This window comes from Pedobacter sp. SYP-B3415, assembly GCF_004138205.1.
GTDB lineage: Bacteria > Bacteroidota > Bacteroidia > Sphingobacteriales > Sphingobacteriaceae > Pedobacter.
Genome location: NZ_RXNQ01000009.1, coordinates 28,068 through 44,172, shown reverse-complemented (window position 1 = coordinate 44,172; position 16,105 = coordinate 28,068). Strand labels below are relative to the sequence as shown.

At 46.6% G+C, this 16,105-nt stretch carries 15 protein-coding genes and 1 tRNA gene; 5 read left to right on the top strand and 11 right to left on the bottom strand.

The genetic code is table 11. From position 1 onward, the window contains the following. The first annotated feature begins 1 nt into the window (after position 1). Positions 2–985, top strand: coding sequence for a YihY/virulence factor BrkB family protein (locus EJV45_RS05570; RefSeq protein ID WP_129714678.1), 984 nt, complete (start codon positions 2–4; stop codon positions 983–985). 49 nt (positions 986–1,034) lie between these two features. On the opposite strand, the gene EJV45_RS05565 is transcribed toward EJV45_RS05570, so the two are convergent. Beyond that, the gene (locus EJV45_RS05565) at positions 1,035–2,537 is read right to left on the bottom strand and encodes a hypothetical protein (protein WP_129714677.1); all 1,503 of its coding nucleotides are present in this window, start codon (positions 2,535–2,537) and stop codon (positions 1,035–1,037) included. A gap of 131 nt (positions 2,538–2,668) precedes the next feature. On the opposite strand from EJV45_RS05565, the gene yiaA reads away from it, so the two are divergent. The 3 genes from yiaA to EJV45_RS05550 all read left to right on the top strand — a co-directional run bounded on the left by yiaA (position 2,669) and on the right by EJV45_RS05550 (position 5,092). After that, the gene (gene yiaA, locus EJV45_RS05560) at positions 2,669–3,136 is read left to right on the top strand and encodes an inner membrane protein YiaA (protein ID WP_129714676.1); all 468 of its coding nucleotides are present in this window, start codon (positions 2,669–2,671) and stop codon (positions 3,134–3,136) included. A gap of 567 nt (positions 3,137–3,703) precedes the next feature. Beyond that, positions 3,704–3,788: transfer RNA gene (locus EJV45_RS05555), tRNA-Ser, on the top strand. An 89-nt stretch (positions 3,789–3,877) separates the two neighbouring features. Continuing rightward, positions 3,878–5,092: a tyrosine-type recombinase/integrase gene (locus tag EJV45_RS05550; RefSeq protein ID WP_129714675.1), complete on the top strand. Its 1,215-nt coding sequence runs from the start codon at positions 3,878–3,880 to the stop codon at positions 5,090–5,092. Here the strand turns inward: EJV45_RS05550 and EJV45_RS05545 are convergent. From EJV45_RS05545 to EJV45_RS05500, 10 genes are all read right to left on the bottom strand, one after another. Continuing rightward, entirely contained in the window at positions 5,089–5,904 is an 816-nt protein-coding gene (locus tag EJV45_RS05545; RefSeq protein WP_129714674.1) for a hypothetical protein, read from the bottom strand. The two genes, EJV45_RS05550 and EJV45_RS05545, sit on opposite strands and share 4 nt — an antisense overlap. Positions 5,905–5,906: 2 nt before the next feature. Then, on the bottom strand, positions 5,907–6,224 hold the full coding sequence (locus EJV45_RS05540; protein ID WP_129714673.1) for a hypothetical protein: 318 nt from the start codon (positions 6,222–6,224) through the stop codon (positions 5,907–5,909). A gap of 3 nt (positions 6,225–6,227) precedes the next feature. After that, positions 6,228–6,794, bottom strand: a complete 567-nt coding sequence (locus tag EJV45_RS05535; RefSeq protein WP_129714672.1) for a glycoside hydrolase family 108 protein — start codon at positions 6,792–6,794, stop codon at positions 6,228–6,230. Next, a complete protein-coding gene (locus EJV45_RS05530; RefSeq protein ID WP_129714671.1) occupies positions 6,794–9,712 on the bottom strand; it encodes an SGNH/GDSL hydrolase family protein in 2,919 nt (972 codons plus the stop codon). The genes EJV45_RS05535 and EJV45_RS05530 overlap by 1 nt, the downstream gene beginning before the upstream one ends. Continuing rightward, a complete protein-coding gene (locus tag EJV45_RS05525) occupies positions 9,700–10,245 on the bottom strand; it encodes a DUF6712 family protein (RefSeq protein ID WP_129714670.1) in 546 nt (181 codons plus the stop codon). The genes EJV45_RS05530 and EJV45_RS05525 overlap by 13 nt, the downstream gene beginning before the upstream one ends. Beyond that, positions 10,220–11,605 carry a hypothetical protein gene (locus tag EJV45_RS05520; RefSeq protein WP_129714669.1) on the bottom strand — a complete coding sequence of 462 codons (1,386 nt, stop codon included), beginning with the start codon at positions 11,603–11,605 and terminating at the stop codon, positions 10,220–10,222. The genes EJV45_RS05525 and EJV45_RS05520 overlap by 26 nt, the downstream gene beginning before the upstream one ends. A gap of 3 nt (positions 11,606–11,608) precedes the next feature. Beyond that, positions 11,609–12,265 carry a hypothetical protein gene (locus EJV45_RS05515; protein WP_129714668.1) on the bottom strand — a complete coding sequence of 219 codons (657 nt, stop codon included), beginning with the start codon at positions 12,263–12,265 and terminating at the stop codon, positions 11,609–11,611. 75 nt (positions 12,266–12,340) lie between these two features. Beyond that, the gene (locus EJV45_RS05510) at positions 12,341–12,892 is read right to left on the bottom strand and encodes a hypothetical protein (RefSeq protein ID WP_129714667.1); all 552 of its coding nucleotides are present in this window, start codon (positions 12,890–12,892) and stop codon (positions 12,341–12,343) included. Positions 12,893–12,954: 62 nt separating this feature from the next. Beyond that, a complete protein-coding gene (locus tag EJV45_RS05505; RefSeq protein WP_129714666.1) occupies positions 12,955–14,028 on the bottom strand; it encodes a hypothetical protein in 1,074 nt (357 codons plus the stop codon). After that, positions 14,028–15,137 (bottom strand): head maturation protease, ClpP-related, encoded by a 1,110-nt coding sequence (locus EJV45_RS05500; RefSeq protein ID WP_129714665.1) that lies wholly within the window; start codon positions 15,135–15,137, stop codon positions 14,028–14,030. The genes EJV45_RS05505 and EJV45_RS05500 overlap by 1 nt, the downstream gene beginning before the upstream one ends. Positions 15,138–15,239: 102 nt before the next feature. On the opposite strand from EJV45_RS05500, the gene EJV45_RS05495 reads away from it, so the two are divergent. Next, positions 15,240–16,103 (top strand): AbiJ-NTD4 domain-containing protein, encoded by an 864-nt coding sequence (locus EJV45_RS05495; RefSeq protein ID WP_165304990.1) that lies wholly within the window; start codon positions 15,240–15,242, stop codon positions 16,101–16,103. Positions 16,104–16,105 lie beyond the last annotated feature (2 nt).

Sequence of the window (16,105 nt, the reverse complement as noted above, 5' to 3'; positions counted from 1 at the left end):
AATGGAATGGGTACACCGGCAATTGCTTAAAATCAGGCTATACACTGTGTTCATTGAGTGGACCAAGCATTGTATATTGCCGGGTTTTAGTCCGCTGCCGCTGTACACCGTTGCCACCTTCTTTTTTAAAGAGATAGGCAAAGACTCTCTGGTCAACAAGGCTTCATCTCTGGCGTATAATTTTATGCTGGCCATTTTCCCGGGCATTATCTTTTTGTTTACACTGATTCCTTTTATCCCAAAGCAAGTGGGGTTTCAAAAACAGCTGATGTCACTGATCGTGCTCATTCTTCCTAACAACGCGTTCGAGGCCTTTAGTGAGACACTGGATGAGATCATCAATAAACAGAACGGCCGACTGCTCTCTGCTGGTTTTTTGCTTTCGCTGTTTTTCGCCACCAACGGCGTGCAGAATCTGATGACAGCATTTAATAAATCGTCTTTGATCATCGAAACGCGCAGCTGGCTGCGGCAGCGCATGATTGCACTGATTTTAACGCTGGTGATTGCCTTTTCACTGATTGTCTGTATTGCAGCCATGGCCTTTGGAGAGTTTCTTCTTACGTTCTTAAAAAACGAGCTGGAAATCACAGAAAGTCTGATTACTTATGCCATTGACTTTACGCGATGGGCCATTCTCGGGGTATTGTATTTCACAACGATCTCAATCTTATACCGCTACGGACCGGCCCATGCAAAAAAATGGCGTTTTTTTAGTGCCGGATCCTGGCTGGCAACCATTCTTGCCTTTCTGACAATGTGGGGGTTTTCGTTTTACATCAACAACTTTGGGTCCTACAACAAACTTTACGGCTCGATCGGAACGCTGATCGTCATCATGATCTGGCTTTACCTGAATTCCCTGATCCTCCTGGTAGGGTTTGAGCTTAATGCCAGTGTCGACCTTTCCAAACGAAGCGTAAAAATCATCAAACCAAATTTCAATGTATTCAAAAAAGCTTCCCCTGCGGGTGATAAGCGCTGAAGCAGAGAAAAGTTTAAAGTTGTAAGCTCAAACCTGAAAGTTGGTTATGTCAATCATGTTTGTCAGCATCACTGAGCAGCGACAGCACCACCTCATAAGCCGTTTTTTTCTGCCATTTAGCAATTGTCCAGGCTATAAAGCTGAGTGTAAATATATCACGATTATCAGGACTGTCGAGCTGACGTAAAACCGCTTCTTTGTACGTGTTATCGAATACTACGTCTGGCCTTTTCAAATACTTCTCTACAAGTGAAACGAAGATCAGAACGCGTTCTTCTGAAGTTTTTAGTAAATATTTCTTGTAGCGCCGGCGAAAGCTGTGTAGTCGCGACATGGTGAGATCGATATTCGAAAATTGCGCGTGAACCAGAATCTCCATCAGGTTTTTCCTGATCGTCCACAGCATACCCATTTCTTTCTCATACCAGGCATCGGTCCGGGTCAGTAAAGACAACTGTTTGAGGCTGGCCCGGTCATTACGCAATGCCAAAAACATGGTCAAACAGACACGCAGGTCTTCAACGTCTTCCGGCCTGGACTTGATTTTTCTAGTTGCAAGTGCATCCTGGAGAAGAGAAACCGCCCGCGCTGCAGCACCCGTGTAGAACAGACTAAGGGCTGCAAGCAGCTTGTAGCGAAGCTGAAAGAGCGTGTCGTAACGGCTATCGCTTCTCATCAATGCCAGCATCCTGTCCAGGTAAGCGTCGCAGGTGGCGAAATTCTTTTGTCGAAGATGGAAATTTGCGAGAAAATACAGGATTGATATATGATGGAACAGCGAGTAAGGCTTCCTGTCTGGCCTGTCTTCCAGGAATTTGTTCGTACGGTTTATTAAACGCTCTATCAGCGTATAATTTTGCTGAATAGCCGCATATTCATTCGCAATGAAAAGAATCTGGTAGATAGATTTATAGGTCAGTAGCTCCCGCAGGGCAATGCGGTATTTACGGATCGTTGTAATGATCAGGGCCGTCAGGTTGACAATTTTTCCTTTCAGCTGAATATGCTGCAGCTCTTGCCGTAAAAATGCATAAGCGACATTAAGCCTGGCTTCGCGCAGCATATCAGCCTGATTCGAAGTGAAACGTTCAGAGAGTGTCTCAAAGTTTTCCCCTTCAGGCAGATGGGCATATTGCAGTTTCAGCAAAAGAATTTCATTCAGCAGGTTAAACTGCTCCAGTTCCTCCGCTAATCGTTCAGCTCTACCCAGGCACTTGAAAGCGATTTTGACTATATGGTTTTCTAGTAAAAAACGCCCTACTACAAGTAAACGCAGTGCCTGGTGTGCATCTGAATGATTGCTTTCAAAGATTCTTTGTGATAAGAATAACAGCAGGTTGTCCTGAAATCTTTTGCGCAAGGCATGGTACGCATCTAGATTTTTATCGGGATCGTAAAGGCCTTTCAGACCTGGTATATCGTCAGTTTCTATCAGATTCAGCAAAGCCAGGTTTTTCACATCCTCCCGTTTGTTCCTGCGCTGCAAAAACTGTATGAAGCGCTTTTTATCGGTCTCTGTTAGCAGGTTAAGTAGTTCTGAAAGTGGTTCCATTGACGGCATATAGGATTCGTTGAAGATATACAATTCCTGATATATCGTCAGTAATTAAGAAAGGTTGTGTTTTTCCCGACCCGTGCACACCCGAAATTCGCTTTCATATTAATCACCAAAATCAAATCATTATGGAACCGCTACACAACAGAACTGAAGAACATCCAGGCGCACTTAAACAGGGCGCAACCGTTAAAAATCCATTCAAGCCAACAGCTGCCTTTGTTGGCGCATCCTGGTTCGCACTGCTGACCGGTACAACAGGTTATTGCATTGGTTTATGGAATGCCGCTATGCAGTTGAATGAGAAAGGTTACTATTTCACCATTTTATTATTTGGCTTGTTTGCCGTTATCTCCGTCCAGAAAAGTGTCCGCGACAGATCTGAAGGACTTGCTGTTACCGACCTGTATTATGGCCTGAGCTGGTTTGCCACAATATCTGCTATGATCCTGTTAACCATAGGACTTTGGAATGCGGATATTACGCTGAGTGAAAAAGGCTTTTATGCTATGGCGTTCTGTCTCAGCATGTTCTCGGCCATTGCCGTACAAAAAAATACCCGCGACGCAAAGATGTTTGCCGACAAAGATTTGTAACGTAGCGGTTGCCGCCCCGCAGCGTCTTGCCTGGCAAGCCTGCGGGGTTTTTTGTTAAGGAATGTGGGGTTTTCTTTCTTCAAACGTCCATTTACTTTTTCCTCTTATAATGTTCGATACAATCCGGGTAGCAAGAAAAGTGGTAATCAAGAGATCGCTAAATCAGCAGGCCTGGATCAGCGCATCTGCCGGTATATTTAATACAGCTTACGAATCATACATAAAATTGGTTTTCTTTTTCCTGAGAAAATCTCCGATTTTCTTGAGCGATTACCGAGAACAGCACTAAGTTTATTTTCTGATAAATTCATCTGATCCGTGCGGAATCTGATAGCTTGGAGCTGTTGGAATAAGCCATTGCTTATGATTCTTCGTTCACGATTCAATCGCTTGCCAGAAAATTATCTCCGTGCGAAGCAGATGCCTACCGGACACCAAGGCTTCATCCTAGTAAATTATAAGCATGAAATGCATTTTTTCACCCTCTGTTTGAAGCAATTACCTAAAAAGCGCTAAAAAATAAGGGACTCGGTTTGCAGATTTACCTCTTATTTGTACTTTTGCGGCGGAGAGTTGGCAGAGTGGTCGATTGCGGCAGTCTTGAAAACTGTTGACTGTTACAGGTCCGGGGGTTCGAATCCCTCACTCTCCGCAGAACGTAAAATAGGCCGTCACAACGGCCTTTTTGCGTCTTTAGCCACTAGCGGGGACACAGAAGGGACAAAAAACCTGTCAAAAAAAATGTCTCTAAGAAAGTCTTATAGAAGAGCTAAAATCTATCGTGGCCGTACCGGTTCCCCGACTGAAAAATGGCACGTGTGGTACAGTTATCGAAATCCAATCACACTAAAATTCGAACGGTTCAAGGTCTACGAAGAGCTGAACTACATCAAAGATCATAAAGAGAAGGAAGAGTACGCCAAAGATCTCGTAACAGATACGAACGTCATGCTCCGGATGGGTTATACCCCGTTCGCAGTAGATAAGAGGACAGAGACGCTAATTGACGATGAGAAGATAGCCATCGTCGAGGCTGAGAAAAACAAAGCCGACGATCCGCAGCTTATAGAAGCATTCGAAATCTTTTTAAAAGCTAAGCGCCTGCTCAATCTGGATAGTGATACCATCACGACGTATTGTAGCTACATTTCAAAATTTGAGAACTATCTCTTTACAACCAGGCGTGCAGACATCCATGTGAGAGATTTGACCGCCGGCTTCCTGAAAGATATGCTAACCTGGTTAAGTGACCATCACAAGTGGAACCCGACAACCTACAACAACCATTTACGGTTTTGTGGAACCCTTGCCAACTGGTTCTCCAGGAAGCCCCGTCAATGGGTGAAGAAAGATGATTTTGTGATCAGCAAGGACGAAGAGCTTGAATTCAAAACCGCCAAGCCAATGAAGCATCAGTACTTCGGAGCAACAGTCGCCGACCGGGTAAAGAAGGAGATGATCAAGATCCCGCAGCTGGAGTTCTATTGCAAATTCATTTACTATTCGTGCATGCGTCCTGACGAGATCCGCGAGCTTGTTATTGAAAACGTGGATATCAAGGGCAGGTACATCAAAATTGTTGGAAAAACGAAAAGTAGAACGATTCCCATCTGCGATGAACTTGCCGCTTTGCTCGAAACTCTTAACTTGGATCAGCATCCATTGTCCTCTTTTGTAATTGGAAAGGATGGCCAGACGGCGCGCATAAGGCATAGCGAGGGATATTTTGCCAGGCTCTTCAGGGAGTATATTCGAAAGCCACTTGAACTGAGCGAAAACTTCACCCCCTATGGCTGGAAGCATACCCGCGTAGTGGATCTGCTAAACGCAGGTTATTCAGATGCCGAAGTCAAAAATCTAACCGGTCACACCGATACAGAAAGTTATGATAAATATAAGCGTGACCTTGTAAACTATATGCATACAAGGCTAAGAGGGCAGACGCTCGGATTTTAAAACAGCTTGAAATTATATTGGCCGCTAACCTGCTTTGTAAACCGCTTCGTTTCAAAATGGTACTTGTAGTTCGCATCGAAGGTCATGCGGCCAACTTTTAACCTCAGCCCTGGAAATGCATTGAAAGTGCGCTGATCGATATCATACCCGGCCCCTGCATGAACGCTCAGGCTGATCGCGTTTTCCGGCTGATCAAAGCCAATATAATGAACATCGCTAATGGTGAACCTGGGGTCATCTGTAATAAAGCCTAACCGGTCGCGCTTCTTCCCTAAGCCAAAGAGTCCGGACCTGCGCCAGAACTGCGTAGCGGTAAGACCGAACTTGCCAGATACATCAGCTAATCCGTGATCACTGGTGTCTGCGGGATTTACCGGCGGATAAATTGTAAATGCCAGGTGAGGATCCTTGTAATATTTGATCTGCCGGTTCTTTTCATCAACCGTAGCGCTCAGCTTTAAATTATCGGCCGTCAGCTGTGCATTCAATTGAGTTAGGGATTTCACCTGGTTCTCCTTAATCTCCAAAGCCATAGCAGACGTATCTATAATGTTCTTTTTGCCTTTGAAAACTGGCTTACCTGGAGGCACGGTCTTACCGTCAATATCGTATTCTGATATCTGTCCTGAGGCGGAGACCTGTTTTTTGATTAGGGTTGCCTCAGTATCGATCTGCTTATGGATCTTATTTTCTTTTGCTTTGAAAGCAGCAATCTCCCGCTCGTTTGCTTGAATAGCAAACCACTGATAAATGTTATAGCCGATGGCTACTGCAAGGACTATCCAGCCCAGATATGTTAATGCTTTTTTCATAGTTAGTTTTCTTTGCCCTCGACGATGCGCTTTGCTTTTTCACCCAGCTTTTGCCGTATCGTGGAGTCGAGTTTTTTCTTTTCTACCTCTTGCTGGTAGATTACGCCGTTCTTGACGTATATAGCATCGCGCAGTTTGTCGGAGTTGCCTTTCTCCTGCAGGTAAAGATCCCGCCATACCTTTACTTCTGTTTCACAACCGACTGGTTTCTGAAGCAGCTTGAAGGTGAGGAATACACATACAGAGAAAAGTACCACGGCCGTTGTGGCCCATGGATACTTCTGCATTTTTTCGGGTGTTGGGATCTTGATCTGGCTCATTGATTAAAGGAATTCTACCCGGCTAAGCCAGGAGCGCATAAACTTTTCTTGCTTCTCGTTTTTGTCGGCGATAGTTAGGTACCTGGCGCCCTGCAGTATGTTGAGCACCTTGAACACGAGCTTTGCAGACTTGTGGGTATTGATGGTCTTAAGCGTTGCAGGTCCGATTGCGCCATCCACAGAGATATTTGGATAGTCGACCTGGTTCCGGTTGAGAACATTTAGAGCAGTCTGCAGGAACCTGGCTGCAATCTCAACACCCATATTTACCCCTGTATCAAACATCTCTTCCGCGATGCTCTGATCAACGATCTGATCCAGCTTATTCACATCCCAATAAGCGACCTTGTAAAATGAGCGAACCAGCTCCTGCAGGGATCGGTCATTCTTCATGACTGCGTCGCGCCCTGGCTTACTCTTGTGCTGATCAACCAGGCGCCAGCCTGCCCATGCCGGGTTATGCTTACGGGCAATCCCCATATATGTTTCGCCGCCGGTATCATCTGGATCATTTGCGTATCCTCCTTCGACCACCATGGTCTTCGCGAATGCTGTTTGAAAGTTTGCCATTATGCCAATATTGAATTTAAAATTGTAGTTATAGTCCCGCCCATCTTGATGCCACCGGCATCATTCGGGTGAAGATCATCTGGTAGATAAGTTGCGCGGTTCTCGTAAGTGATACCAGACAATGAGTACATGTCCAGGCACGGAATTCCGAAAATGGCCGCGCATTCCTTGATTACTTCGGAATACTGCTTGAGAGAAAAGCCAAGAGTGTTAACTGTGCCGCGTGGTTCACCGCGCTGGATCGGCGTACAGATCAATACCGGTACCGCGGGATTCTGCTCCCTAAGCACCCTGAATGTATTGTAAACAGCAGAATAAAACTGCATGTCATCATTTAGAACCGCAGCGGAGCCCAAAGGCTTATTTGTCCCATAATCGTTTGTACCTCCAGCGATAAGGATGCAGTCAGGATTCTGACCAACAATCCCGGTAACCCGGCTCCGTATGGTTCCATTGACATTATTTACGTAGCCGCTACCGGATTCGGCACGCATAACAATCGTGCAGCCTGTCCTGGCTGCTATGTTATTGGTAACCCTCAGCTGCTTCATGATGCTGTCACCATCTACAACCACACGTTTGTTCTTTAGCGGACCGGCTGGGACGAAAGTATTAATTAAGGCCTTGGCAATTTCATAACCGAAGGCACTATTATCATAAACGACAAAAGGGTTTATCGCGCTTCGGTTCCGCAGAAACGTAAAGTTGTTTACATGCAGATCGATCGGCTTGCCCGCCCCTGCAGATCCTACCCAGCAGTTCACAACGTACGCAACGGAGTTGGCTGGGAAATCAGCTGTGTTCTTAACTGAGATACATACCCAGTCGCCTGCTATAGCTTCCACCGTACTCAAGGTTTCTGAGTTGGTTTTAGTTGCCCCAACAATGAGTTGAACCTGCGTGAACTGAACCTGCCTCTGCAGTACCGAATTGTCAGACCTGTTGATCTGCATGTAAAACCCTATGTTGGCGACATTGGCGGTGTCAAGGATTTTCTTATTGAACCATGCACTGACAACAACTCGTTCTGCGATACTCACAGGGATTGCCCTGATTGCATATGCGTTCTGACCTGTTGGCGCCGTAACTTTTAAAGCCTGCTTTGGAAACTCGAACGGTAAGGATCCTGGAGAGGGAGCAAATGCTTTGGTATGGTTTGCGGATGGCAATGACCAAAAATCTATATTGGCACTTCCTTCAAACAGTTCGTTGAACCACTTGGTATCAACTGTTAGAAAGGGCTTCAGGTCATCCTTAGTAGCTGCAATCTCCATCACCTGTTCAGTGACAAACGCACTGTTATCATAGGTTCCGTACGGCTTTAAGCTGGATACTCCCTTAACCAGAGTAAGGTTTGCCCATGTTGCGGTATATGGCGCTGCAGTTGTTGATCCGACAACGTATGCGTTGAAAACGAAGAAAGCCAGGTTCGCCAGAAAATCCTGATGATTCCAATAAAGGAGATATGCCCAGTTGCCATTTACAGCTTCGATGCGTGATGTAAATTCACCGTTGGATTTGGTAGTACCTCGCACCAGGTCGGCTTTGGTGAAATAGACCGGCCTGTTGGTAGTGGCTCCTCCTGCAACTTCCATCTGCCCAAATACAGCAAACTGGCTAACGTTCGGTTGATCAAGCGTCGGGATATAGAACCACCCGCCACAAGCAATGCGGTCCGTGCTGACAGCGGAAATCTTTCTACCGATATAACCATTTACCCCGGCGTTGACAGTAAGCTTGATCTGCTTTTTGTAAAGAAACCGGCGCCTGGCTAACCACTCGTACGACATCGTGACGCCTGCCCCTTTTGTCCAAAACGCTTCATTATTATCGCCGGCCTTCAACTCGTTAAAGACTTTTGCCTCTATCGGATTGAACTTGCTTGATTCGTTGGATTCCAGCCACCGATCTATCTGCGCTCCGAATGAGGCATTATCGTAGACAAGAGATGGATTGATCACGGAGACACCTTTCAGCAACGATATGTTCTCAACATAGAAATTATAGGGATTGGCAATCCCGTTACCCTTCATGTAAGGATTAATAGCAAAGGCAGTTGTACCTGCAGCCATGTGCCCGGTATTCCACATTGAGATGAACACCCAGTCACCGGCAACCTGCTCAATCCTGGAAGAGAATTCGAACGACGTTTTGGTAAGCCCAATATTCGCGGGAGTCAGCTCCAGGCGAAGGAACTGTACTTGCCGCGCTTCAGTGGTGTTACCGATCACTTGGCCATAAAACCCAAAGCCTTCATTATTTGGAACGTCAAGATCCGGGATATGAAACCATGCTCCCATTACTAAGCGATCAGCTGCAACAGCCGGGATACGATAAGTAATGAACGCCGGTGTATTAGCCGGCGCGGTCATCTTGATGGCCTTTTTTATAAATGGGAACGGCAGAATGCCCGGCGGGTTTTCAAAGGTAGTGGTAACGCCTGGGTTATTGGTCCAGAAGGACAGATCATCGTTTCCGATCGCTACCTCATTATACAGCTTGCCATAATGAGCTGTCTGATCAAACGTTTCCTGTAGGCTGGTCTTGGTTGCAAGCGATGACAAATCAACCTCGACCGGTACTTCGAGAGAATCCCAGATCTGTCCATCCCAGAACAAGACACCAAGGTTGCTTTCGATGACAATGAGATTTTCGTTGTTAATATGATAGGTTCCGTTACTTACCAGGTAGCTGCCTTTTTCCGCAGGCGTGCCGAGGTCATCACCATCCGTAAAGAAACCTCTTAGCGGCATGCCGGCAATGATCCCTCCTAATGTGTTGCGAAGCTCCTGGAATGTTATCACTCGGTTCTGATCTTGTTGAACAAGCGAAAAGAGTTCTTCGCCGGTCAAGGGACCAGCGACCGGATTCTCAGATATTTTTTTGCCAATAATTGGCAGCTGGTTTATTTCCTGCATGAATGATCACGATTATTGACCGCAGAGATGCGAGCCGTTGAGCGAATGTTATTTGTCTTTGTTGTGCAGCCGCTACGCCATAGCGGGTATTGCTGTCGATTGGTATCCAGGTAAAGGATTACGTCAGACCAGTGACTGAACGCCATGCTGCGCGCATCCTGATATTTAGCCGTGATCTGCGACTGGCTGGCCGGTTGCGAGAATTGATTTACCTTGTTCACAAAGCCTGCGTTGGTATGCTTCATGTTGTCGTTCATCAGGAACCGGGCATAACTGAAATATGCAAGAACTGTTTTAAGGCCGTTGAAAGCAATTGCATGCCCTTGTGAGGTGTTATAAGTCCCGCCACTTAAAAGTGTCTGGTACGAATCAGGCGAAGCCAAAACAGCATAAAAGAATTCGACACCAAGCAAGTCCTTCAGTTCGACCTGTTGAGCTTCGGCGATGAACGGCTCAACCTTGTTGATGTCATCTATTGCCTGAGCGATCGGACGGATCTCCCGGATATCAGCTGTTGTTATTAGCAGGTTCATTTGTCTGGGTGTTTACAAGTGAAGCGGCCTGTTCCTCAGTCAGACCAAATAATAATTTAAGGGTGTTGATCTTCTGCGAAGGCTGCAGCGCTCCCTCCAGTATCTGCACCAGTGCAGTTGTACCACCGACACCCAGGCGCTCAGAAAGCAGCTGCTCGTTGGATGTGGTATCTTCCTGCTCCGGCTGACCTACCAGGGCACGGCGTTCGTTTTTCGTAAGGTCCGGAAGAAACTCAACCGGTATGGTATCTGCAGATGTGAAGTCGATCGCGCGGATCGAGAAGTCTTTAGCAACGTTGATGTCGGCCGCAAAGTTTCCAAACAGCAAGGTGGCAGTCTCTTCAAATACGATCCGCTCCCGGCTGGTCTGCTGATTGTAGAAGTTCACCGCGTCAGCGATCTCCGTTGCCGTACCAAGCTTACCAGGTATCAAACCATTCAGCAGGACCGGCGGAATACCGAAGCATTCAATGATCGAATCCTTCGCGGTCCGGACCGTGACTTCAAACTTCTTGTCAGCATCAGTACTGGGAAACGCTTTGAGCTCCGGAATCTCTTTGTCGTCTTCGACCTCAACGTACATGATCTGCGTCGAGTTGTTGGCGCCCTGGAACTTTTTCAAGTCATCTTTTGTAGCCTGCAGCTCGGCCTCCGATTCGGATTTGCCTTTTCCAATAAAGAGCACATGATCGAGAAAACCCGATCGAACACTGTTGTTCCGGAACACTTTGATCTGCGCGTCTGTATCAACATCTTCCAGTACCGGATCACACGACGCTAATGGGTATTCATCGCCATCAGCACTATACCAAAAGATCTGTCCCTTCCAGTTTTCAATTCCACCGGCAGCAAGGATCTGCGCTTCAATCTCTGCAGGATCTGAAGTAAACCGGTCATACCAAAGGATATCTTCCTTTTTGATCTGCTTGCGTTTGCGCTTACCCCAGTCATCATAAACCGCGATCTGGTTCTTGTGCTCCTTGTTCTCTGCAGATGCAAGCCGGCAGTCCTCAAATGAAATGATGTTTACCTCAGTTACCTGGTACAACCCATTGTAATTTACATGAGCTGCAAAGCCTCGCAACATGCCCAGATCATTGGCCCATTTGCGCAGCAGCTTATCCGTAGTAAGTTTACGACCGCTGTTGATCCTGGCTTTGAAAAAGGTGGTATTGATGAATCCTTGCCCCTCAATGAAACGGGCATACCGCTCCACGCAGCGGGTGGCCGTGCCGGAAGCACTGACCATTTCCCGGATGCGTGTAGGGTAGGCATTATCAATGTCATAATTGATAATGCCGAAGTTGTTGTTCTCCTTTTGAACAAGGCGCTGCTCGATCTGTGCAAGGACGACTTTCACCTACTATTCCTCCTCAATCTTTACAGTGTCGCCTACCTTGAATCCCTGTGCTGCCAGCTCAGGATCTTCGTCCAGATCTGCCTGAGTCAGGACTTTTGTAGCCGGCTCTTCCGGAAGTGATTCCGTCCTTTTCTTTGCAGCCTCTACAACCGTCTTGCGGGTGTCTTTACCCAGGAAATCCTGTACTTCCGCGCGGGTCGTAGCCGCTTCGATTTTGGCAATCAGATCAACAGCTGCAGCAGGTTTTGCCGGAGCTTCATCAGCAGCTTCTTCCACTTCATCTTCGACTTGTTTGCCGGCGATGATCTGAAAGCTTCCTTTCAATGCCGGCCGTTCCTTCAGCAGATCCTTCGCGATCGCATCGGTCAGGTTGTCGTTTGTGTAAATGTCCGGGCTGCCGAAGACAGACACCTGGTGTCCTTCTTTAAGCAAATACTTTTTTTCGCTCATTGGTATAAATTTTAAAGGGTTATGTAAAACTTTCATCAGCTTCAGGAATGCCTGTTCATGGCATGGCCCGCAGCCTTGGGTGTAATGTTCGCCGAATACCTGGTAATAAGTTTCCTGCAGCAGCGCTATGCCTTCAGGGGTTTTGGCTGCCACCTCGATGCGGCGATCATCGACTTGCTGGATCTGGGATAATAATTCTTGTGAGATCATAAGGATTAAAAAACGGGGCATCGCTTCTGCAACCGCCCCGCCTTAACATGTACACCCTGAACAAAAACTTAAATCTTAATCAGCCAGGACCAGCGCATTCAGGGCTGTGCGCGTTGCCGTGTAGCTGTAAGTTGCAGGCTCACCTGCAGTGACGGCAAAGGTTGCCGGCAAATGCGATTCGCGTGCCGTATCTTCCTGACCGAAGTTGATATCGTAACCACCATCAAGGTCCGCGTTGTTGATGTCTCGCTCATTCTTGATCAGGATACCACCACGCTCCAGGAAGTAGACTTCGAAGATTGAATCACCAAACTGATGATTGTTCTCCACGATCACCACGGCCTTGCTGTAACCGGCTTTCTCAAGCTCAGCCTTAAGCGCTGCAGTGTTGGCCATCAATGGTACACCGACAATCTGCTCATAGCTGTTCTTGTACTTCTTCCGGACCAGCTTTGCCGAAGCAATCACACTGTTCGGCGGGCCTTCCCAATAGATGGCTTTAGCGCCAGCCTTCAAGGTGATCGACCGGATGATCTGGGGATTGGTAACATCCCTGGTCAGAGTATCGATGTCATCAAAGTTGATGATCACCAGACGGTCTTTCGCGCCGCCGGTCATAGGCGTCATGCAATTGAATGCCTGGTTCGCCAAAATTTTTCCGCATGTACTCATATCTCTGTCCTCCTCTCTTAGTATGCGAACATCAAACGGAAGTCCTCAACGATCTTCACGTCCATCTTGTAACCACCTTTGATGTTTGAAGTCTCTGACATTTCATCGTAGAACACGCGGAAGTCAGCGTAGCCTTTGTCTGCATCGAAGCCGATCTGCATGTTATTCTTGTTGATGGCCAGAGCACGGTGAGGAAGATTCCATTTCGTGCCATTGTTCTGATCAGCCTGGATGGTGCGATCCCAGATGTCATAGATGAAAACCTTTTTACCTAATACTATCAAGCTTTCTATTCCCGATTCTTCGCGGGTATAAGCGAGCTCGATTTTATCGTTGTTAAGACGTTCCATCATGTACTGATCAGCAAGGGAACGAGTTGAAAGGATCTCATAGTTCGGATCAGCCCTGAACCTCGTATCAGCTTTTACAAGAAGTTGCTGGAAGATTTTTGTGGCAACGCGATTCGCTGTATCTTCCTCGTCGAACATCTGATCTGCGTAAGTTGCTCCAGCATTCTTAGCAATTGTAATCCTTTGCTGTGGCCGTGCTGCAGTGATAGCGAAAGCCTGTTTGAAAAAGCCGTCCAGATGGTTGTAGTCAGTAAGATCTGTACCAGCTGTAAATACTCCACCGTTAGCAATCAGCTTTGCTGTAGTGTCAGCAAAATAGCCTATACGCAAGATATCTTCACCAGCAGCATGAGCCACTTCATTAACCAACCACTCGCTGAATATTTCAGTAACGGTAAGATCGGGATACTCTTTGGCTTTCTTCTTATAATAGACCATGAAGGTCTTATCGAATTGGCTGTGGCATTCTGATAGCCAGATCTTCATCTGAACAGGATCCCAGAATTTTTCCGACAAAGGAATGTTTTTCGAAGTCTTTCCTTGACCGCAGCCGGGATCCTTCTTGGTAATTTTACTCAGGTGACCGAAAATAGCTATCTGCTGTTTAGCAACGATATCTTCGATGACCAGGTGATTCTGATCAAGTGTCGGGTTAGCGTAGAGCTCTTCAAAGATCGCCTCGGCGAACGCTCTTACTTCTTCGCCATTGAACGTTAAATCTTCAGGATTGATAATTGCCATTACTTGGATCCTCCTTTATTTTTGTCAGGCTTCACGAAACGAACTTGGCCAGACTGTGGTGAACGGAATTTGGTTGTTTTGCCATCGCCTGCTGGTGGCGTGTGGCTGCCTTTCAAAGCTTGTAGGCGTTTGGTGGCCGCATTGATTGCAACGATCGATTGCTCATTCTCTGCTCTCAGAGAAGCATTCTCTTCTTCAAGGGCCGTGATCCTGGCCTGCATCGCATCGACTGTTGGCTCTTCATCATCGTCCGCATCAACGATGGCGGTAACAGCGCCATCGGCTACGGTAACCACGCGACCATCTTCCAGTGTGTAATCACCATCAGCTGCAGCGATACTCAGCTCCTCGTCGGTAAAGACGGCTGTGCCTTCGGCCAGGTCTCCGTCATAGTAAATTTTGGTGCCGTCCGAAAGCGTACTTTCGGCAGCCTGCACACCTCCGACCAGGGCCATGAGTGCTGCAATAGCTTTTCCGGCAAGCGTTTTCTTGCTCATATGAATTGATTTTTTATTTGCTTTGGATTGGGCCGCAGGAGAAGCAGCTCTGTTGAAATACGCGACAGCCTTAAGTGGCTCATTGACTTCGGTGATAAACCCAAGCGCCATAGCCTCTTCAGCATTCATGAAGGTTTCCACATCCATAAATGCTTTTATCTCGTCAGCATCTGCACCGGTTACCTTGACGTACAAGTCGAGGATCTTCTGATCAGCTTCTCGGATAAAGTCAGCCATCTCCTGATAGTCGTCGGCGTTATAACCTGGCATTGTGAAGGGATCCGCCCAGGCGTTGTGAATCATGAACTCAGAGTTTTCGTTCATCTTGCGAACAGAGCCAGCCAGACAGACCACGGTTGCAATAGATGCGCACTTCCCTTCCACAATGGTGATAATGGTTTTACCGGAGTTGATCAGGGCATCATAGATTGCAAAACCTTCTGTTACATCGCCGCCGCGGGAGTTGATATGCACGATGAATTCGTCGGCATCCGGATTGGCATTGATGATGTCGACAACGCTGCGCAGGTTTACACAGCCCCAGTCAGGCGCATCCTTGCCCTGATAATCGAAGATGTCACCGTAAACGTAAATGTGTGCTTGTTTGGCCATCAGATATTATACATATATGTATAATTCAAAGATGAGTACAAAAAGCGTTTGTGTGTTTCCGCGAAAAGGTGGAAAGTATTATATTCCAAAAATTTTAACGCTATGACGAGATTTTCGCAACGGATGGGAATAGTACCAATGTCTAAGGTACTTCAGGTCGATTCCATGGATAATGATCTTCGGAACTCTTTATGGAATATTTTTGACGTCCTAGTTGTAAGGAAGATAAAGCCCTCAGGCTATTCAGAGTCTGCAAAGTGGACCAAGCTTCGGGTAAATTGGATAATGCATTTCGAGAAGAAAATTTTAAGCTCTCAAAGCACAGAGCCAAGTTCATTTGAATGGGAAATGAAAAATGTGTTCATCAAGGGAGAGTGGTGGAAAGTGTACGATGCAATCCAATTTATGATCGATATTGGCTCGATCTCGTCAGATGAGATTCATTATTACAATACCATTTTGGAGCGCGAATCGAGTGCATATCGGATAATTGATAACCTGATCGTACCAATAACAAATGAAACGGAAATAGGTACGATTGAAACAGCATCGACTATCGGAGACTTAAACCAAGATATAGCCGGTGTCAGCGTCCATCTTCGAAAAGCACTCTCTGAACTATCTAATAAAACCGCTGTTGACTATGCGTTGGTTATAAGAGAATCCATTAGTGCGGTAGAAACCATAGTGAAAGCAATCACGAGCGAAAACACTTTAGGTGCCGGCTTGAGAAAAATAGAGCATCGGGGCATCACAATTAACTCGCAGCTCAAGGAAAGTTTCAATAAGGTGTATGCGTACTCTAATGATCCAGAGGCAGGGATTCGCCATGCTGTAATGAGCGGGCATCAACCGGCGGATTTCGAAACTGCGAAATACCTGTTGGTAACATGCAGTGCATTCATAAACTACCTGTATGGCATTTCCCAGAAAGCGGGAATGTTCAATTCGAATTCATCACAGTAACT